An 18,536-nucleotide genomic window follows, 5' to 3' on the forward strand; every position below is an offset into this window, starting at 1 on the left:
CGCGGATCGTGGCGTCCAACGGGCGCATCCACGACGCGATGCTGCGCACGCTCGCGAGCGTGCGCGGACGGTGATTCACGCGCGCCGCGGCACCGCCCAGCGCCGGTTGCCGAGGGTCAGGACCGCGCCGCCCCCCGCCTCCTCGCTCATGTGGGCGAGGAGCTGATAGGCGGCGGCCCGATTCAGCCGGGCCTCGAAGCGGCCGGCCTTCACGGCGCAGTACGGCGCCTCCCCCGCCCCGAGCCGGAGCGTCTCGGGCACCATGGCCTCGCGCGTGCCGTCGTTGAGGGTCAGCGTGATCCCGTCGCCCTCGGGCTCCGCGCGTATCACGATGAAGGGTACGTCGTCCACGACCACCGGGACGCGCACAGGCCCGATGCGGAAGTGATGGCCCTCCGCGTCGCGCTGGAGACTCTCCCAGAGACTGCCCAGGATGCCCGCGTGAGTGACCTCCTCGTCCTCGTGGTACCAGACCCCCTCCCGGTCGATGCGCAGGCGCGGCAGCTTCCATGTCGAGGGATCCGAGGGCGTCGGGGCCGGCGGGATCGCCATCACGAGAAGGCGGCCGCGCAGAAGCTGACCGTCCCCTGCGGATCGGGCCACTGGCTGTAGCGCAGCAGCTCGCCGCGGGCGCCCGGCAGGGCGCGGAGGAACGCGTAGATCGGGGAAAGGCCGCAGATGCGGCGAGCGTCACCATCGCGCGCGACCGCGTCGTAGAACGCAGCGCTGTCGCCCGCAACGATTGCGTCGAGCATCGCGCGGTCGTCGCGCTCGACCTTGCGAAGAACGGCTGGTGTATTCGGCTCGGGATCGCCGAACTGCGGGCCCACGTGGGCAAGATCCACGCCGCCGATCACGCACACGCGGCGGTCCGAGGCGGCGATGGTCGCGGCGAGCGCGTCGACGAAGCGGGGCACGCGCGAATCGGCCTCGGGGGCCGCGCCCGTCCATACCGCCTCGTGAAGAAAGGACGCCAGCAGGGGCACCACCGTGAACGGCCGCCGGTCGCCGAGCGCCCACCGCAGCATCACGGCCTGGAACTCGATCGAGTGCTCCACGCGATGCGCGCCCTCGGAGCCGAAGAGATCGTGACCGTAGCGGCGTCCGAGCGCATCCAGCACGTCGTGGTCCACCGGCGCCGAGCCCAGCGGGGTGTCGTAGGCCTTCAGGGTCGCGGCGAAGGGGTCGGACATCCCGGCGTGGCAGGTACCCAGGATCACGAAGCAGTCGGCGTCGGAGCGGCGCAGGAGCTCGCGATACGCCCACGCGTAGGTCGGCCCGCCGCGGTGGAAGTCAATATGCGGCGCCAACAGCCCCCGCAGGTCAAATCCAGAACCAACCTCCGCCTCCATCCCCGGCCCGATCGGAGAGCGGAAGAACGCGTCGATCTGGGCGCGTAGGGCTTCGGGCTCCCGCGCATAGGCGCCGCCCGCATGAGCGGCGGGGCGCGCGGGACTGGCCGCATACTCAGCCTCGATGCGCTCGCGCCGGGCGGCAAAGCGCGGCGAGTCGAGGAAGCCACCCTCGTCGAGGCGCTCCGCCACGGCGCCGATCTCGGCCCGCGTGAGGGCGAGGCCGTGGCGGCCGTTCACGATGTCGCGGATCTCGTCCAGCGAGTGCTCACCGTCGAAGAGGGAGACGATGTCGAGCAGCGGCGCGGGCAGCACCGCCACCTGATCCGTGAACCGCGCCGGATCGCGCAGCCCCACCGCGCGCTGCCCGTCCTGCTGGATCGGAAACGCTTCGAGCGCGCGGAGGCGAGGCCGCTCGGCGGGCGCCACTATCCCTCGAGGAACTTCAGGGCGGAGGCAGCGTAAATCTTCGCCGCTTCAAACAATTCTTGAGTCTCTACGTACTCGTCCACCTGATGGGGGATCAGCCGGCTGCCGGGTCCGCAGGTCACGATGGGCAGGCCCAGCTCCATGCGGAGAATGGTCCCGTCGGTGGAACCTGGGACGCCGCCGTAGCGAGGGGCGCGTCCGGTGGCCTGACGCACGCCCTTGATCATGGCCTGCACGATCGCCTCACCCTTGTCCACCTTCGTGGCCAGGCGGAACGCGTTCACCGGCTCCCACTCGACCTTGATGCCGGGGACCGCGGCCTCGGCGACGCGGCAGAGTCCCTCCATCTCCGCCTGGAGCTCTTCGGCCCCGATGCCCGGCGTGACGCGCACGTCGAGCGTCATCTCGCCGAAGGCCGGGATCACGTTGGACTGCGGCACGCCAATGCCCTTCGGCGGCCCCTGAATGATCGTGGGCGTCACCGTGGGCGGCCGGAGATAGGCACTCTTCTCGCAGCGGCGCCGGATGCGCCGTTCGACGGCAGGGACCGCATCGATCACCGCGCCGAGCGCGGTGATCGGGTTGAGCCCGGCCTCGGGCATGGCGCCGTGGGCCATCTTGCCGTGCGCGCGAAAGCGCGCCCAGACGACACCACGCTGCACGAGGCAGAGCTCGTTCTGCTCGGGCTCGCAGATGATCGCCGCATCCAGCTCGCGGCCCACCGCGGTGGTCACGAGGTGGCGCGCGCCCAGCATGCGATCCTCCTCGTCCACCAGCGCGCCCACCACCAGTTTGCCCGGCGGCTCCACGCCGGCACGGCGGAACGCCGCCGCCGCGACCATGGCCGCCGCGAGCCCGCCCTTCATGTCGGCGGCGCCGCGGCCGTAGATGCGCCCGTTCGCCAGATCCGCGCCGAAGGGCGGCCACGTCCACGCCTTGGGGTCGCCTTCGGTCACGACGTCGGTGTGACCTTCCAGCAGGAGGCTGCGTTGACCGGGACGCTTCTCGCCGAGGGTGCCGATCACGTTGGGCCGTCCCGGCGCCACCGGCTGCACCTCGACGGTGAAGCCCTCGCGCCGCATCCACGCCTCCACGTGAGCGGCGACGCGCGCCTCGGTGGCGTCCGGGTCGTCGGAGCGGTAGACACTGGGGATGCGCACGAGGTCGCGGGTGAGCTCCACCACCTCGTCGCCGTCGATCTTGGCGAGAATCTGCTTGAGCGCGGTCATGAACTGACTATAGGGCGCGGCGCGCCCAGTCTGCAAGGAAGGCCCGAGGTGGAAGCCAGATCCAGCCGTCCTCGGCGTCACCGACGGGCGTCGCGACCTCGAGCGCGGCGGCACGTGCGGTGAGCGCGCAGATGGCGGCGGCGCGCTCGTCGCGGTGCGTGAGGCGTGTCAGCGGGCCCGCGATGCGCGCGGCCGCCCCGCGGTAGAGCGATCCGATCACGCGGCGCAGGACACCGTCGGTCACGCATCGTTCCCAGTACACCTGGCTCTTGCGGCCGCGCGGGATGTCGCGGCACGCGTCCGCGTCGAGCATCGTGCGCAGGAACGCGCTGGGAAACGCCTCCACGAGCCGGGCCTGGGGATGCGTCGCGCGTACGTCCCGCGCGAGGCGCGTGGCCTCGGCGTGCAGGCGCTGCCCCATCGGGGCGGCCGTCGAGCCCGGCTTGCAATGGCGGTGAAACGGCGCGCGCAGCAGGCGCCGCTCGCAGGCGCGCCCCGCCCGGGTCAGGGTGAGATCGGGACGGAGGGGCCCATCGATGCCCACGGCGAGGAGCGCGTCGCCGCCCAGGAGGGACTGCGCGGCGGCCGTCGCCTCCTCCGCGCGCACGTGTAGGCAGCGGACGGGCTCGGCAGCGTGCGGCGCGATCACGCAGAGCCCGGTGCTGGGACGGCGGCTCGAGAAGCCGACGTCGATGCCGAGGACGACCGGGCGCGGCGGGACCGTCAGGGCGGCGGGCTACTCCAGCGGGAAGGAGAGGATGATGGCGTCGAGCCGGATCACCCGGTGCTCCTCGCCGCCCACGTAGAAGTAGTGCCCCTCGACCTCCTCGGGATTCTCCTCGAAGGCCACCACGGACCGGAGCGGCGGCATCTCGCGGAAGGCGTTGGCGCCCTCGTCGAACCCGTCGCCGCGCACCACCACCTCGCCGTAGCGGATGGGTGAGCCCTTGGGGCAGTGCACGCGGACGTCGGCGGGAGGCTCGGCGAGCAGCCGCACGAGCAGATTGATGCCGTACACCTGGAACTGGATCTGGGTCATGGCGTCATCGTATCACGGCGGCAAGAGGGAGCGCTGCCCGTCGGCGTCCTCGCGCCCATCGCCGATGGCCTCGAGCTTCGACTCGAAGCGCGCGAGGCTGCGGTCGGCTTCCGCGAACTGCTTCTGGGCATTCCCCAGATGCGTCCCCAGCTTCGTCATGTGCTCCTGGACGCGCGCGAGGTCGCCGCCCAGGCGCCCGAGGTTGTCCTGGATGGCGCGGGCGCTCGCCTCGATCCCGAGCCCGCGCAGCCCCAGCACGATCACCTGCAGATAGGCGTAGAAGCAGTTGGGCGACACCGGGATCACGCGGCGCTCCAGCGCGTAGGTCGAGATCGGCTCGTCCTCGTCGGCGGCCTTCACGATGATCTCGTAGTAGACGTTCTCCGCGGGCACGTACATGAGCGCGAAGTCGAACGTGCCCTCGTCGGGCAGGATGTACTTCTTCGCGATCTCGTCGATGCGCATCCGCACGTCCTTCGCGAACGTCTTCCGGTGGCTCCGGCGCTTCTCCTCCTCGCTCTCGGCGAGCATGCGGCGGAAGTTCTCCAGCGGAAACTTGGCGTCCACCGAGACGAGCCGGTCGCCCACGCGAACGACCGCGTCCACCCGCTCCCCGGTGCGGAAGCCGTGCTGGAGATCCCAATGGCCGCGCGGCAGCATCTGGGCGAGGACCTGCTCCAGGAGGGTTTCGCCGAGTCCCCCGCGGATCTTGGGGGAACGCAGGACCTGCTCCAGGCCCTGGATGTCTCGGCCCACCTCCGCCACCCGCTGGGTCGCCTCTCCCAGCTTGCCGAGACTCCCCTGCACCTCGCCCACGACCTTGGCCGCGCGATCGAGCCGCTCGCCCATGGTGCTCTGGGCGGACTGGATCAACCGCATGCCGTCGGCGAGCTGACGAGCGACCTCCGCGCTCACGCCCTTGAGCTCGGTGGCAACGGCGAGGCGGAGCTCGCTCGCGTCCTCGCGAAGACGACCGCCCAGATCACCCACTTCCCGCCGCAGCCCCTCCTGTCCGGCGCGGCTTTCCGTGCGGACCGCCTCGATCTGCTGCTGGAGGAGCCCGACGACAGGGTCCCCTCCTGGGCGGCCGGCCGCGTCGAGCTGGCGCCGCGTCTCGAGTAGCGCCCAGGCAAGCACGACGAGGGCCCCACCCACCAGCACGGCGAGGACGATCTCGAGCACACTCATCGTGGGATCCGCACGCCGCGCCAGTGCGCGCAGACCGGCCGGAGACCGCACGGCGCGCAGATCACCGCGTCGCGCCGGCCCGGGCAGTCGCCCGACATGCGCTTGTGGCAGAGCGCGAAGTCGTACTTCACCGGATCGTGGGGGTCCAGGAGGCGCAGCCGCGCGGTAATCTCCTCGGCCATGCGCCAGTTCCGGCTGCGCCGGCGGGTGAGGCCGACGGACCGGGCCATGTGCTCGACGTGGGTGTCCACCGGCATGACGAGCGCCGAGGGCGGGATGTCCCGCCAGAGACCGAAGTCGGGCGGCTCGCGCCGCACCATCCAGCGGAGGAAGAGGAGCAGCCGCTTACAGGGCCCGCCGGTGGACGGGCGCGGAAAGAAGTGCCGATAGCCATAGGAGAGGCGGCCGTGCGGGAACACGCCCCGCAGATCGGTTTCGAGGAAGCCGGCCACGAAGCGCTCGAGCGCGGGCGCGACCGTCTCGTCCTCCGGCGAGAAGCCGAGGGCGAAGAACGCCCCCAGCGAGCCATGCGCCTCGAGGATGCGCCGCGCCGACACGCAGAAGGCCACCAGGTCCCGCGGCCGGTTGAAGCGGTAGCGGAAGCCCGCGAAGCTCTCCCCGTGGACGAGCGGATCGAAGGCGAGCACGAAGCGATGGGGCGAGGCACCCATGCGGCCCAGCACCCAGTCCACCTGGGGGCCGAAGAGATCGACGCGGCCGTAGGCCAGGCAGGAGGCCAGGAGCGCGGCCAGCTCACGGTCGTGGGGCTCGGCGTAGCGGAGCGGGTAGCGGATGGCGTCCGCGTCGGTCCGGGCCGCCCAGTCAAACTCGCGATAGAGCGTCTCGAGCGGGGCCTTGAGACGGCCGGGGGCGCGAAGCGGGCGGCGGAGGTACGAGCCCATCGGCACGCTGAATTCTAGCATGTCGGCCGCGGTAGCCCCGGCGGCCGTGCCGGCCCGCCTAAAATTCTTGACTCCAACGCGCACGCAGCGGTATTGCGGACATGAGATGAGCATGCCCATCTCGCCGGTGGACTGGGCGATCGTCGTCGGCTACTTCGTCCTCTGCACCGTCATCGGCCTCTACTTCACCCGCCGCGGCGGGGAGAGCCTCGACCAGTACTTCCTCTCGGGGCGCCAGGCGCCCTGGTGGCTGGCCGGCACCGCCATGGTCGCCACCACCTTCGCCGCCGACACGCCGCTGGTGGTCACGGGGCTGGTCGCCACCAAGGGTGTGGCCGGCAACTGGCTCTGGTGGAACTTCGTGATGAGCGGCATGCTCACCGTGTTCTTCTTCGCGCGCCTCTGGCGCCGCGCCCGCGTGATGACCGACGTGGAGCTGGCCGAGCTGCGCTATCACGGCCGGCCCGCCGCCTTCCTGCGCGGCTTCCGCGCGCTCTACCTGGCGCTGCCCATCAACCTCATCATCCTGGGCTGGGTGACGCGCGCGATGATCAAGATCCTCACCATCGCGCTCGGCCTCCGCGACGTCTCCATCGCGGGCATGACCGTGAGCGGCGAGATCCTGGCGGTGGGGATCTGCTTCGGCATCACCCTCCTCTATTCGGTGGCGGCGGGCATGTGGGCGGTGCTCTGGACCGACCTCGTGCAGTTCATCATCAAGATGTCGGCGGTGATCGTGCTCGCCGTCTACGCGGTGGAGGCGGTGGGGGGCGTGGCCGTGCTCAAGGCCAAGGTGACGGCGCACTTCGGCAGCGAGGCGGCGCTCTCGGTGCTGCCCGTGCGCGTGGCCGGGGGTGGCGTCTACGCCTATGCCTGGATGCCGCTGATGACCCTGATGGTCTACCTCTCCGTGCAGTGGTGGGCGGCCTGGTATCCCGGCGCCGAGCCGGGCGGCGGCGGCTACGTGGCCCAGCGCATCTTCAGCGCGCGCTCGGAGCGGGACGGCGTGCTCGCCACGCTGTTCTTCCAGATCGCCCACTACGCGCTCCGGCCCTGGCCGTGGATCCTCACCGGGCTGGCTACCGTGATCCTCTACCCCACCCTTCAGGACAGGGAGGCGGGCTACGTGCAGGCCTTCGTGGACCTCCTGCCCACGCCGTGGCGCGGCTTCATGCTGGCCGGCTTCGCCGCCGCCTACATGAGCACGGTGGGCACCCATCTCAACTGGGGCGCATCCTATCTCGTCAACGACTTCTACCGACGCTTCGTGAAGAAGGACGGCACCGAGCGACACTACGTGGCCGTCTCGCGCCTGGCCACCGTGCTCCTCTTCCTCGCCTCGATCGCCGTCACGTCCCAGCTCTCCAGCATCGAGAAGGCCTGGGAGCTGCTGCTCGCGCTCGGCGCGGGCACGGGCCTCGTGCTCATCCTGCGCTGGTACTGGTGGCGCATCAATGCGTGGTCGGAGATCTCCGCGATGATCGCGAGCTTCGTGGTGAGTCTGCTCGCCTTCCGCTTCGTGGCGCCCCGCTATGCCGAGGGCGATCCCAACGCGCAGGCCGCCGTGATGGTGGTGACGGTCGCGGTGAGCACGGTCGTGTGGCTCGTCGTCACCTTCGCGACCTCGCCCGAGCCGCCCGCGGTGCTGGAAGCCTTCTACCGGCGCGTCAGGCCGGGAGGCCCGGGATGGGCACAGGTCTCCCAGCGTCTCGGCTTCGGACGCGAGCCCATCCCGGGCGGGGCTCTCGCCTGGACCAACTGGATCGCCGGGATCGTCGCCGTCTACGCCACGCTGTTCGGGATCGGCAAGCTCGTGTTCGCGGAGACCGGGATGGGAATCCTGATGCTGCTGGTCGCCGTCGCGGCGTTCTACTGGATCTCGCGCTCGTTCCGCGCCGAGATCCCGCCCCCCCGCTCGTAGCCCGCCCTCGCGTCCAGCGCTTGCGGCGCCCGCGCGGCCGCTGCTAGACTTCGCCATGCTCCGAATCGGCATCGTCGGGATGGGCGTCATCGGCACCGCGGTCGCGAAGGCGGCCAGCGGCGACCTCCCCGGGATCGAGCTGGCGGGCGTCACCGTCCGCGACCCGGCGAAGGCGGGCGGCTTCCCTGCCTACCCGCTCGACGAGCTCACCCAGCGCAGCGACCTGATCGTCGAGGCCGCCACCCAGGCCGCCTTGCGCGAGTTCGGTCCCACCGTGCTGGCGGCCGGCAAGCACTTGATGGTCCTCTCGGTGGGCGCCCTCGTGGGCGTGCTCGGCGAGTGGGCGCGACTGGCCGAGAAGCACGGGTGCCGTATCTTCGTCCCATCGGGCGCCATCGCGGGTCTCGACGGCGTGAAGGGCGCGCGCGAGGGCCGGATCGACGCCGTGACCATGGAGACCCGCAAGCCGCCCCGCGGGCTCGCCGGCGCGCCCTACATCGAGGCCAACCGCATCGACCTCGACGCGATCACGAGGGAGACGCTGATCTTCGAGGGGCCGGCCGCCGAGGCGGTGAAGGCCTTCCCCGCCAACGTGAACGTGGTCGCGGCGCTGTCACTGGCCGGCATCGGGCCCGAGCGCACGCGCATCCGGCTCTTCGCCGTGCCGGGGCAGCAGCGGAATCAGCACCGCATCACGATCGAAGGCGAGTTCGGCCGCCTCGCCGTCGAGGTCGAAAACGTGCCGTCCGAGAATCCCCGGACGGGCAAGCTCTCCTACCTCTCGGCGATCGCGATGCTCCGGGAGCTGGGAGCCCCCCTCCGCGTCGGCTAGAGCGCCGACCACTCACCCGGGAAGCGCGGCCTAGTGGTCGGGGACGTTGGCCTCGAGGTACCGCTCGGCTTCGAGCGCGGCCATGCAGCCGGTGCCCGCCGCCGTCACCGCCTGACGATAGGTGAAGTCCTGCACGTCGCCCGCGGCGAACACGCCCGGCACCGACGTCTTGGTCGTGCCCGGCTCTACCTTGATGTAGTTGTTGTCGTGGAGCGCGATCTGACCGCGGAAGATGGCGGTGTTGGGCTCGTGCCCGATGGCCACGAAGAACCCATCCACCGGCGTCTCCCACTGGGCGCCGGTCTTGAGATTGCGCAGGCGCACCGCCGTCACCTTGCCCTGGCTGGGATCCAGCACGTCCTCCACCACGGTGTCGAGGGTGAGGGAGATCTTCGGATTCTTCATCGCGCGCTCCTGCATGATCTTGGAGGCGCGGAACTGGTCGCGGCGGTGCACGAGCTCGACCTTCTTGCCCAGGCGCGAGAGATAGAGGGCCTCCTCCATCGCGGAGTCCCCGCCCCCCACCACCATGATGTTCTGGTCCTTGAAGAAGAAGCCGTCGCAAGTCGCGCACGTGGACACGCCACGCCCCATGAGGGCGGACTCGTTGGGCAGCCCTAGCAGCTTGGCGGTGGCGCCGGTGGCGATGATCACCGAGTGGGCATCGAGCGTGGTCTCGCCGGCGGTGACGCGGAACGGGCGCTTCGAGAAGTCCACCTCGGTGACGTCCTCGGCGATCATCTCGGTGCCGAAGCGCTGCGCCTGCTTCTGGAAGGTCTCCATGAGCGGAGGCCCGTCGATGCCCTCCACGAAGCCGGGATAGTTCTCCACGAGCGTGGTCAGCATGAGCTGTCCGCCTGCCTGGATGCCCGTGAACATCACCGGGGACAGGTTCGCCCGCGCCGTATAGATGGCCGCGGTATAGCCGGCCGGCCCCGAGCCGATGATGATGACCTTCCGAGTCGTCGCCATGTCCTCTCCTCTATCTGTCCCCGACCACACGCTGCCCCAGACTACTGTTTGGATGCCGGCCTGCCCCCGTCGGGTGCAAGCAGGGCCGGAAGCTCTTGCAAATCGCGTATTTCATGATCGGGAGCCGGCGCACCTTCCGGCAGCGCCTCGGCCTCCCGATTGATCCAGACCGCCCGCATCCCCATTGCCCGCGCGCCCGCGACGTCGATGTCCGCCCGGTCGCCCACGAACACCGCCTCGGCCGGGGCCAGCCGCAGGCGGTCCAGCGCTTCCTGGAATATACGCGGAGCGGGCTTGCGCCACCCGACTGCGTCGGAGACCAGGATCTCGTCGAAGAGGTCCGCGATGCCTTCGCGCTCGAGCACGAGGCGCGCGGTGGGCGTGTAGTCGAAGTTGGAGACGACGGCGAGCCGATGACGCCGCTTGAGGGCCGTCAGCACCTCGCGGTGATGCGCGGGGAACACGATCGCCTTGGAGAGCTCGCGCATGTGCGTGCCGAGCAGCGCGGGCAGCGCCTCCTTCTCCATGGCGCCGCCGTCGAGGCCCAGGCGGCCGAAGATCATCCCGAAGCGCTCGGACGCCGCCACCTCGCGATGCGTCGTGTTGCGGATGCGCTCGGCCTCCTGCCAGCTCCAGAAGAGCGCGGCCGCGAAGTCCTCCAGCGAGACCTGGGGCGCGAAGGGCCGGAGCGCGCCGTGGACGAGCCCGGCGGTGGAGCGCATGGTGCGCCCATTGACGTGGATCTCGGGCAGCCGCTCGCGCTGGAACAGCACGAGGGTATCGAAGAGGTCGAAGAGGACCGCGTCGCAGGCGGTCGCGGTCACGGGAGCGGCTTCCGCTGGGCGAATCCCTCGTCGAATCCGTGCCAGAAGCGCACCGCGGTCTCCCCGTATTTCCAACAGAGGTTGACCGGGTCGTCGCCGGCCCCCGGCGCCACCCCGGCGAAGTCCACCAGGCCCATCTCCACGTCCTTCACCACGCCGCCCAGCGCCTCGATCTCGCCCAACACGGTGCGCACCTCGATCGTGAGGCCGTCCAGCCGCTCGGCGCGCGCCTTCCACTCGCGGCGCTCGGCGGGGTCGTTGCCCGCGGCGCGGATGCGCTCGCGCTCGGCGCGCAGCGACTCCGCGAAGTCCTGGGCGCTGCGGTGCCGCTCCATGGCCTGACTCATGAGGTCGGCGAGCCGCGGGATCAGGGCGTCCACCTCCGCCGGAGTGAACAGGCGGACGTTCACGCGGCGCCTCTCAGGCCATCGACGAACACCACGTGCACCTCCTTGGGCCCGTGCACGCCGCGGGTGAGCGTGAGCTCGATGTCGGCGGTTCGCGACGGTCCCGTGATGAAGTTGATGGCGCCGCCGGATCCGGCCAGGACCGGGTCGGCATGCCGCGCCTCGAGCATCATACCGACTTGCTCGAGGGTTTCCAGCAGGGCGCTCGGGCCGAACACTGCCACGTGGGTGTCGGGCAGAAGCGAGGTCGAGCGGGGCCGACCGGGGCCGGAGGTCAGGATCAATGTCCCGGTCTCGGCGAGCGCCCAGTCCACTCCGGTGACCCCCAGGGGCGCGCGGGCCGCCTCTTCGCGATGGCGCGTGCGATCGGCTTCGTCGCCGCCCGGCGGCGCCGGCCGTACCGTGATGCCGTGCGGCTCCAGCGCGGCCCGGAGGTCCCAGCCCAGCGCCGCGGCATCCCAGCCGACAACCTCGCGGACACCCCGCTCGGCGGCGATCCGCGCCAGCACCGCCGGCACCTCGTCGAGCCGGCTCACCCGGTGGAACACGCCCGCGATGCGCTCGAACTCGGCCTTGAACTGCTCGAGCGCCTGGGGCCAGCGCTCGACGAGCTGGCGACGCACCGCGTCCGCCGCCTCCTGCGGGCGGGCCGAACGCGGCGCGGACACCGCGGGAAAGAGCCCGCGCGTCTTTCCCATCTCCCGGCGCACCCGGTCGAGGAACTCGGCCCGCGTGGTCATCGAGCCAGGTCCTTCCAGCGCTCCGTGAACGTGCGCGGCGCCACCGGCGGAAGATCGCGCGTGGCCGTCCAGCCGCCGAAGCCCGGGAGGCGCCGCACGCGGCCGCCCGACACGAACGGCCGCTGGAGCCACCGGCCGACCCGCGCGCTCGCATGGAACAGCATCGGCGACTCCATGAGCCGGCCCGCCGCGCCGAACAGCGCCCGCTCGTGCCACGGCGCGATCCGGCCGCGGTCCAGATGCTCGCGCAGCTCGATCAGCATGCGCGGGATGTCGATGCGCACCGGGCACACGTCCTTGCAGGCGCCGCAGAGCGACGAGGCGTGCGCCAGGTCCTTCACCGAGCGGTCACCCTCCAGCATGGCGGTGAGGAGGATGCCGATGGGGCCGGGATAGGTGTAGCCGTAGGCGTGGCCGCCGATCTGGCGGTACACCGGGCACACGTTGAGACAGGCGCCGCAACGCAGGCAGTAGAGCGCTTCACGGAGCGTCCCCGCGATCTCCCGCACGCGGCCGTTGTCCATGAGGATGAGGTGCAGCTCCTCCGGCCCCTCCAGCTCACCCGGGCGTCGCGGCCCGCGCACGAGCGTGGTGTACGACGAGAGCTTCTGCCCGGTGGCGCTCCGGGCCAGGATGGCGAGGAACACCATGAGATCCGTCATGCTGGGGATGACCTTCTCCATGCCCATGACGGCCACGTGGATGCGCGGCAGCGAGGTCACCATGCGGCCGTTGCCCTCGTTGGTGACGAGGACCAGCGTGCCGGTGTCGGCCACTGCGAAGTTGGCCCCGGTGATACCCATGTCGGCCTGGAGGAACTTCTGGCGCAGCTCGCGCCGCGCCACCGCGGTGAGCACCTCGGGATCGGCGGCGAACTGGCCCTTGAGCTCGCGCGAGAAGAGGTCGGCCACCTGCCCCTTGGTCTTGTGGATCGCGGGCGCGATGATGTGGGACGGGCGCTCGTGGGCGAGCTGGATGATGTACTCGCCGAGATCGGTCTCGATCGGCGTCACCCCCGCGTGCTCGAGGGCCTCGTTGAGGTGAATCTCCTCGGTGGCCATCGACTTCGACTTCACCGCCATCTTCACGCCGCGCTCCCGGCAGAGGCGCAGGACGACCTCGCGCGCCTCCCCCGCGGTGGCCGCCCAGTGGACGTGGCCGCCCAGCCGCTGGACGTTGTCGGCGAGCTGCTCGAGGTAGTAGTCGAGCCGCTGGAGGGTCGCCTCCTTGATGGCGCGCGCCCGATCCCGGAGGGCGTCCCCCTCCGGCAGGGTCGCGAACGCCTCCTTCCGCAGATCGATGAACTTGGTGGTGGCGATGGTGAGCGCTTCCTGGAGAAAGTCGTCCTTGAGGGCGGCCCCCGCCCGCCGCGGGAACGGCGTCGCCAGGATCGGGTCGCTCACGGCTGGGTGCCCCCGGCGAGGATCTGGGCGAGATGGAGGGCGCGCACGCGCGAGCCGCGGCGGCTGAGCCCGCCGCCCATCTGCATGAGGCAGCCCCCGTCGCAGGCCACGAGGCAGTCCGCACCGGTGGCCTCCACGCTCGCGAGCTTCTTGTCGAGAATGGCCGTCGAGACCTCGGGCAGGCGCACCGAGAAGGAGCCGCCGAAGCCGCAGCACTGATCGGCGCCGGGCAGCTCGCGCAGCTCCACGCCCGGGACGCCGCGCAGGAGGGTGCGGGGCGCGCGGGACTCGCCGAGCCCGCGGAGCAGATGGCAGGAGTCGTGATACGTGACGCGGCCCCTGAAGTCCGACTCGACCCGGGTGACCCCGAGCACCTCGACCAGGAACTGCGAGAGCTCCCGCGTGCGCCCGGCCAGACGCTCCGCGGCGGCGCGCAGCGCCCCGTCGTGTTTGAGGAGGCCCGGATACTCCGTCTTCACCATCCAGGCGCAGGAGCCCGAGGGCACCACCACGTGCTCCGCGTGCTCGAAGAGGCGCACGGTGCGCGCGGCCACCCGCGCGGCGTCCTCGTGGAAGCCCGAGTTGAACAGTGGCATCCCGCAGCACGTCTGGCCCGGGGGAAAGTCCACCGTCACGCCCAGCCGCCGCAGCACGGTGACCATGGCCACGCCGACCTCGGGGAAGAGGAGATCGCCGAGGCACGTGATCATGATCGAGGCCTTCACCGCCGTCACGCCGGGGTCTCCCCTCTTCGGCTCACTGGCCGGGCGCCTTCGCGTGCGGCGGGGGCGGCGTCACCACCACGAGGACGAGCAGCGGCTCGGTCCCGTCGTTGACCAGCCCGTGCTCGGCGCCGGCGGGCGCGACCAGCGCCTCGCCCGCCTCGAGCCGCTCGCTGTCCCCGCCCAGGCTGAACCGGCCCGCGCCCGACACGACGTAGTAGATCTTGTCCTGATCGTCGTGCACGTGCGGCCGCTGCGCCTGCCCCGGCGCCACGCAGTAGAGATCGAGCAAGGCGCGCGGCGTGGCAGCCAGCGCGACCTTCGCCATCTTCGCGGCGTCGTGGGTGATGTGCTCCCGGACCCGGATCTTCTTCACGCGTCTCCCTCCTACCTCTCCCGCCGGCTACCCCTCCAGCAGGGCGCGGCCGAGCAGCTCCACGGGATGCAGCACCTCGAGCGCCAGTCCCTGCCGGCGCGCCTCGCCCGCGATCTGGGTGATGCAGCCGGGGTTGCCCGTGACGACGATGCGGGCCCCGGTTTCGCGGATGCGCTCGATCTTCCGCCGGGCCAGCTCGCCCGCAATCTCCGGTTCCAGGACATTGTAGACGCCCGCGCTGCCGCAGCAGAGCTCGCTGTCCGCCAGCTCCACCAGGCGCAGGCCGGGAACGCGGCGCAGGAGCGCCCGGGGCTCGCTCCGCACCTTCTGCCCGTGCGCGAGGTGGCAGGCATCGTGATACGTGACCGTCACCGGCAGCTCGCGGAGCGGAAGATCCGCCTCGGCGAGCAGCTCCGACACGTCGCGCACTCGCTTCGCGAAATCCTCCGCGTCGGGCACCCAGTGGCCGTATTCCTTGAGCGCGGAGCCGCAGCCCGCGGCGTTCGTGACGAGATGATCCAGGTCCGCGGGGAACGCCCGCATGAGGTCGCGAGCGAACCCTCCGAACTCGTCGAGCCGCCCGGCGTGCAGATGCAGGGCCCCGCAGCAGCCCTGGCTCCGCGGCGCCACCACGTCCCAGCCCGCCGCGGCCAGGAGCCGCGCCGTCTCCACGTTCACGTGCGGGAAGAACACGCGCTGCACGCAGCCGGTGAGAAGACCCACCCGGCCGCGACGCCTCCCGCGCGCGGACGTGAACTCGGGCACGGGCGCCGCCGCGGCGGACGGCGGCGGCAGGAGCGCCTCGAGGGTGCGCAGGCGCTTGAATGGCGCGAGCAGGCCGAGGCCGCGCACGATGGCCTGCAGACCCGAATACTGGTAGACGGCGGTCATCGCCGCCAGCGCTCGCAGCCGGGTGGGATGCGGGAAGACCTCGAGGAGAGTCCGGAGCGTGCCGTGATCGGTCTCACGCGCGCGCACGCCGGCCCGTGTCAGCTCGGCACGCGTCGTCTCGAGGAGCTGGCCGAAGGGCACGCCCGAGGGGCAGGCCGTCTCGCAGGCCCGACAGCCGAGGCAGAGATCGAGATGCCGCGCGAGCCCCGGCGTGAGCGACGTGCGGCCCTCCGCCGCCGCCCGCATGAGATAGATCCGCCCCCGCGGCGAGTCCATCTCCTCCTCCAGCACCAGATACGTCGGACACTGCGGCAGGCAGATCCCGCAGTGCACGCACGACCGCAGCGCGTCGATGGTCTCGGGGTCCGTCAGCCTCCTGGCGCCGCTCATAGCCCGCCCACGAACCGCCCGGGATTCAGGATGCCCGCGGGGTCGAACTCGGCCTTGAGCCGGCGCATGATCGCGAGAGGCTCGGGCGCCACCGGCCCCCACACGTCCACGGTGTCCTTGATCGCGCGCGGCGCCCGCTCCACGACGAGGCTCCCGCCCTCGGGGGCGAGGGCCGCGCGCAGCCCGGAGACGGCGCCCCCGAGCCAGGCGGCGGCGGGGATGCCGTCGCGGTCCGGCGCGCGCAGCGCGGCGCGGAGCACGCCGCTACTCGCCTCGCCCATTGCGACGAGCCCGATGCGGCCGTCGCGCGCGACGTGCTCGAGCGTGGTGAGCCAGTGCCCCAGGCGCGCCGGCTCGCCGGCGACGCGCACCACGACCGGCGCGGCGAACGCCGAGCCGAGACGGCTCCACGCCCCCGCCCCGATCTCGATGGCACGCCCACTGTGACCGACCGCCAGGGCGGACAGGGCGTCGCGCTGCGCGGCCACTGCCTCGGCGGCGCTGGCAATGGAGACCGCCACTGCCGCGGCCTCCGGCGCGGCATCGGCGGCGGCGCGCGCCCCGCCGGGATCGAGGAGGACGAGACGCTCGGGCTGAATGGTGGAGTCGATCACGGCGGCGATGAAGGCGGACGCCGTGGCCGTCGTCTCGAAGCTCCAGAGCCACGCGCCCCACGCCGGGGGGATCGGGTGCAGGCGGACGGTGGCCTCGGCGAGCACGCCGAGCGTGCCGAACGAGCCCACGAGGAGCTTCGGGACGTCATAGCCGGTCACCGACTTCACCACCCGCGCCCCGCCCCAGGTCACGACGCCGTCGGCCTGCACGAAGCGGACGCCCAGCAAGAGGTCCCGTCCGGTGCCGTAGCGCAGGCGCAGCGGGCCGCTGGCCGCGGTGGCGAGCACGCCGCCGACCGAGCGGCCGCCGCCGGGCGCGGGGTCCAGTGGCAGGCGCTGTCCGTGCTGGCCGAGCCGGCCGGCGAGCGCGTCCAGGCTGATCCCGCACTGCACGCTGGCCACCATGTCCTCGGGCACGTAGTCGAGCACCCCGTCGAGGCGGCCGAGATCGAGGACCAGATCGAGACGGCGCGGCGGGTAGCCGAGGGCGAGGCTCGAGCCGCCGCCGCGTGGTGTCACCGCCAGGGACTCGTCGGCGGCCAGGGCGAGCAGGCGGGCGACCTGCTCCACCGACGCGGGGCGCGCGATCCAGCGCGGGGTGAGACCGTCCACGGCGGCCGCGGCGAGGGCGGCGGATTCGGCGACGACCTGGCCGAGCCCGGTGATCTCTTCGAGGGCGCGCGTCAGCGCGGACGCGCGCGACACCGCCGCCCCGCTCAGATCCAGGCCCCGCGGGGAATCTCGGGTCGGGCGGGGCGAAATCCCTCGCCGCAGGCGGGGTGCGCCGGCAGGAGCTTGTCCGGATTCATGATGCCATCGGGGTCGAATACCCGTCGCAACCGCGCCATGAAGTTGAGATCCGACTCGGCGAACTGATGCGGGAGGTTCTTGGCCTTGTCGAGTCCCACGCCGTGCTCGCCCGTCACCGTGCCGCCCAGGGCCAGGCAGGCGCGGAGCAGCTCCTCATTGACCTGCTGGGCGCGCTCGAGCTCCCCTGGCTTCCGCTCGTCGTAGCAGATCATCGGATGGAGGTTGCCGTCGCCCGCGTGGAAGACATTGGCCAGCACGAGGCCATAGCGCGCCTGGATGGCCTGCATCTCGCGCATGATCTCGGGCAGGCGCGAGCGCGGCACCACCGCGTCCTGCAGGAGCCAGTTGGGCGTGAGACGCCCCATCGCGCCCGCGGCCTCCTTGCGGCCCTTCCAGAGCAGCGCGCGCTCGCGCTCGTCCGCCGCCACCCGCACCTCCAGCGCCGCGTGCGACCAGCAGATCTCCTCGATGCGAGCGGACTGCGCCTCGATCTCCGCGCGCGGTCCGTCCAGCTCGATGAGGAGCACCGCTCCCGCGCCCTTGGGATAGCCAGCGCCGACGCCCTCCTCGATTGCCTTGATCATGACGTCGTCGATCATCTCGAGCGCCGCCGGGATGATACCGGCGGCCACGATGGCCGACACCGTCTCGGAGGCGTCCTCGATCGACGAGAACGAAGCGAGCAGCGTCCGCACGGCCTCGGGTACGTGGGTGAGGCGCACCACCACCGCGGTGAGGAGACCCAGCGTGCCCTCGGCTCCCACCATGACGCCGGTGAGATCGTAGCCGGGGCGCTCGGGCACCTTGCCGCCCAGCCAGACCAGCTCCCCCGCCCCGGTCACGACTTGCAGCCCGAGGACGTGGTTCACAGTGATGCCGTACTTGAGGCAATGGGGCCCGCCGGCGTTGGTGGAGGCATTGCCGCCGATCGACGACACCATCTGGCTGGACGGGTCGGGGGCGAAGAACCATCCGGAGGGCCGCGTTACGTTGGAGAGCCAGAGGTTGATGAGCCCCGGCTGCACGATGGCGCAGCGGTTCGGCAGATCCACCTCGAGGATCCGATTCATCCTGGTGGTGGAGACCATCACGCCGCCCCGGGGCGCCATCGCGCCGCCGATGAGCCCGGTGCCCGATCCGCGCGGCACGATCGGCACCTTGCGCTCGCGGCAGAGGCGCGCCACTGCCGCGATCTGCTCGGCGGTCTCCGGGAGCACGACGACGTCGGGGGCGCCCTTGTAGAGCGTGTGCATGTCGCACTCGTAGGTGAGGCGCCCCTCGGGGCTGGCCACCACGCCCCGAGGTCCGACGAGGCTCTCGAGCGCCCGGATGAGGCTCGGATCGGGCGGCGTCGAGTCGGCCGGCATGACTGGCGGCGGGACGACTACTTGATCGTCCAGGTCTCTCCGGAGCGCAGCAAGGCGGCGATGTCGCCGGGGCCGCGGTCGGCGATGACCTTCTGCTCCTGCTTCAGGACGAGGTCCTCGTAGATCGG

At 71.5% G+C, this 18,536-nt stretch carries 19 protein-coding genes; 2 read left to right on the forward strand and 17 right to left on the reverse strand.

All coding sequences use genetic code 11. The annotated features are described in order from the left end of the window. Window positions 1-75: 75 nt before the first annotated feature. From VFX14_01320 to VFX14_01350, 7 genes are all read right to left on the reverse strand, one after another. The gene (locus VFX14_01320; GenBank protein ID HEU5188307.1) at window positions 76-552 is read right to left on the reverse strand and encodes a hypothetical protein; all 477 of its coding nucleotides are present in this window, start codon (window positions 550-552) and stop codon (window positions 76-78) included. Beyond that, the gene (gene amrB, locus VFX14_01325; protein HEU5188308.1) at window positions 552-1,781 is read right to left on the reverse strand and encodes an AmmeMemoRadiSam system protein B; all 1,230 of its coding nucleotides are present in this window, start codon (window positions 1,779-1,781) and stop codon (window positions 552-554) included. Before amrB ends, VFX14_01320 begins: the two co-directional genes overlap by 1 nt. After that, window positions 1,781-3,010, reverse strand: coding sequence for a M20 family metallopeptidase (locus VFX14_01330; GenBank protein ID HEU5188309.1), 1,230 nt, complete (start codon window positions 3,008-3,010; stop codon window positions 1,781-1,783). The genes amrB and VFX14_01330 overlap by 1 nt, the downstream gene beginning before the upstream one ends. A gap of 7 nt (window positions 3,011-3,017) precedes the next feature. Continuing rightward, window positions 3,018-3,659 carry a hypothetical protein gene (locus tag VFX14_01335; GenBank protein ID HEU5188310.1) on the reverse strand — a complete coding sequence of 214 codons (642 nt, stop codon included), beginning with the start codon at window positions 3,657-3,659 and terminating at the stop codon, window positions 3,018-3,020. An 87-nt stretch (window positions 3,660-3,746) separates the two neighbouring features. Beyond that, on the reverse strand, window positions 3,747-4,049 hold the full coding sequence (locus VFX14_01340) for a hypothetical protein (protein ID HEU5188311.1): 303 nt from the start codon (window positions 4,047-4,049) through the stop codon (window positions 3,747-3,749). A gap of 12 nt (window positions 4,050-4,061) precedes the next feature. Continuing rightward, entirely contained in the window at window positions 4,062-5,237 is a 1,176-nt protein-coding gene (locus tag VFX14_01345) for a DNA recombination protein RmuC (GenBank protein HEU5188312.1), read from the reverse strand. Further along, complete coding sequence (locus VFX14_01350; GenBank protein HEU5188313.1) at window positions 5,234-6,160, reverse strand: TIGR02757 family protein; 927 nt, start codon at window positions 6,158-6,160, stop codon at window positions 5,234-5,236. The genes VFX14_01345 and VFX14_01350 overlap by 4 nt, the downstream gene beginning before the upstream one ends. Window positions 6,161-6,251: 91 nt before the next feature. Between VFX14_01350 and VFX14_01355 the strand changes: the two genes are divergently transcribed. Further along, entirely contained in the window at window positions 6,252-8,060 is a 1,809-nt protein-coding gene (locus VFX14_01355; GenBank protein HEU5188314.1) for a sodium:solute symporter family protein, read from the forward strand. 55 nt (window positions 8,061-8,115) lie between these two features. Continuing rightward, window positions 8,116-8,892 (forward strand): aspartate dehydrogenase, encoded by a 777-nt coding sequence (locus VFX14_01360; GenBank protein HEU5188315.1) that lies wholly within the window; start codon window positions 8,116-8,118, stop codon window positions 8,890-8,892. A gap of 30 nt (window positions 8,893-8,922) precedes the next feature. On the opposite strand, the gene trxB is transcribed toward VFX14_01360, so the two are convergent. From trxB to VFX14_01410, 10 genes are read right to left on the reverse strand one after another with little or no spacing between them, the layout of a single operon-like run. Continuing rightward, a complete protein-coding gene (gene trxB, locus VFX14_01365) occupies window positions 8,923-9,864 on the reverse strand; it encodes a thioredoxin-disulfide reductase (GenBank protein ID HEU5188316.1) in 942 nt (313 codons plus the stop codon). 41 nt (window positions 9,865-9,905) lie between these two features. Beyond that, window positions 9,906-10,688: an HAD family hydrolase gene (locus VFX14_01370; protein HEU5188317.1), complete on the reverse strand. Its 783-nt coding sequence runs from the start codon at window positions 10,686-10,688 to the stop codon at window positions 9,906-9,908. Continuing rightward, window positions 10,685-11,098: a DUF2203 domain-containing protein gene (locus VFX14_01375; GenBank protein HEU5188318.1), complete on the reverse strand. Its 414-nt coding sequence runs from the start codon at window positions 11,096-11,098 to the stop codon at window positions 10,685-10,687. The genes VFX14_01370 and VFX14_01375 overlap by 4 nt, the downstream gene beginning before the upstream one ends. After that, window positions 11,095-11,835, reverse strand: a complete 741-nt coding sequence (locus VFX14_01380; GenBank protein HEU5188319.1) for a lactate utilization protein — start codon at window positions 11,833-11,835, stop codon at window positions 11,095-11,097. Before VFX14_01380 ends, VFX14_01375 begins: the two co-directional genes overlap by 4 nt. After that, complete coding sequence (locus tag VFX14_01385; GenBank protein ID HEU5188320.1) at window positions 11,832-13,238, reverse strand: LutB/LldF family L-lactate oxidation iron-sulfur protein; 1,407 nt, start codon at window positions 13,236-13,238, stop codon at window positions 11,832-11,834. Before VFX14_01385 ends, VFX14_01380 begins: the two co-directional genes overlap by 4 nt. After that, on the reverse strand, window positions 13,235-13,972 hold the full coding sequence (locus VFX14_01390; protein ID HEU5188321.1) for a (Fe-S)-binding protein: 738 nt from the start codon (window positions 13,970-13,972) through the stop codon (window positions 13,235-13,237). Before VFX14_01390 ends, VFX14_01385 begins: the two co-directional genes overlap by 4 nt. Before the next feature lie 22 nt (window positions 13,973-13,994). Next, window positions 13,995-14,336 (reverse strand): cupin domain-containing protein, encoded by a 342-nt coding sequence (locus VFX14_01395; protein ID HEU5188322.1) that lies wholly within the window; start codon window positions 14,334-14,336, stop codon window positions 13,995-13,997. A gap of 27 nt (window positions 14,337-14,363) precedes the next feature. After that, the gene (locus tag VFX14_01400; protein HEU5188323.1) at window positions 14,364-15,617 is read right to left on the reverse strand and encodes a (Fe-S)-binding protein; all 1,254 of its coding nucleotides are present in this window, start codon (window positions 15,615-15,617) and stop codon (window positions 14,364-14,366) included. Further along, a complete protein-coding gene (locus VFX14_01405) occupies window positions 15,614-16,936 on the reverse strand; it encodes an FAD-binding oxidoreductase (protein HEU5188324.1) in 1,323 nt (440 codons plus the stop codon). The genes VFX14_01400 and VFX14_01405 overlap by 4 nt, the downstream gene beginning before the upstream one ends. A gap of 11 nt (window positions 16,937-16,947) precedes the next feature. Beyond that, a complete protein-coding gene (locus VFX14_01410; protein ID HEU5188325.1) occupies window positions 16,948-18,408 on the reverse strand; it encodes an FAD-linked oxidase C-terminal domain-containing protein in 1,461 nt (486 codons plus the stop codon). Between the last annotated feature and the right edge of the window lie 128 nt (window positions 18,409-18,536).

It is taken from the genome of Candidatus Methylomirabilota bacterium (genome assembly GCA_035764725.1).
In the GTDB taxonomy this organism is placed as follows: domain Bacteria; phylum Methylomirabilota; class Methylomirabilia; order Rokubacteriales; family CSP1-6; genus DASRWT01.

What these genes read in the sequence shown, in the direction of transcription:
- VFX14_01320 (HEU5188307.1), bottom strand. Translation starts at nt 552, where the DNA reads ATGGCGATCCCGCCGGCCCCGACGCCCTCGGATCCCTCGACATGGAAG.
- VFX14_01330 (HEU5188309.1), bottom strand. Translation starts at nt 3,010, where the DNA reads ATGACCGCGCTCAAGCAGATTCTCGCCAAGATCGACGGCGACGAGGTG.
- VFX14_01340 (HEU5188311.1), bottom strand. Translation starts at nt 4,049, where the DNA reads ATGACCCAGATCCAGTTCCAGGTGTACGGCATCAATCTGCTCGTGCGG.
- VFX14_01345 (HEU5188312.1), bottom strand. Translation starts at nt 5,237, where the DNA reads ATGAGTGTGCTCGAGATCGTCCTCGCCGTGCTGGTGGGTGGGGCCCTC.
- VFX14_01350 (HEU5188313.1), bottom strand. Translation starts at nt 6,160, where the DNA reads ATGCTAGAATTCAGCGTGCCGATGGGCTCGTACCTCCGCCGCCCGCTT.
- VFX14_01355 (HEU5188314.1), top strand. Translation starts at nt 6,252, where the DNA reads ATGCCCATCTCGCCGGTGGACTGGGCGATCGTCGTCGGCTACTTCGTC.
- VFX14_01360 (HEU5188315.1), top strand. Translation starts at nt 8,116, where the DNA reads ATGCTCCGAATCGGCATCGTCGGGATGGGCGTCATCGGCACCGCGGTC.
- trxB (HEU5188316.1), bottom strand. Translation starts at nt 9,864, where the DNA reads ATGGCGACGACTCGGAAGGTCATCATCATCGGCTCGGGGCCGGCCGGC.
- VFX14_01380 (HEU5188319.1), bottom strand. Translation starts at nt 11,835, where the DNA reads ATGACCACGCGGGCCGAGTTCCTCGACCGGGTGCGCCGGGAGATGGGA.
- VFX14_01400 (HEU5188323.1), bottom strand. Translation starts at nt 15,617, where the DNA reads ATGAGCGGCGCCAGGAGGCTGACGGACCCCGAGACCATCGACGCGCTG.
- VFX14_01410 (HEU5188325.1), bottom strand. Translation starts at nt 18,408, where the DNA reads ATGCCGGCCGACTCGACGCCGCCCGATCCGAGCCTCATCCGGGCGCTC.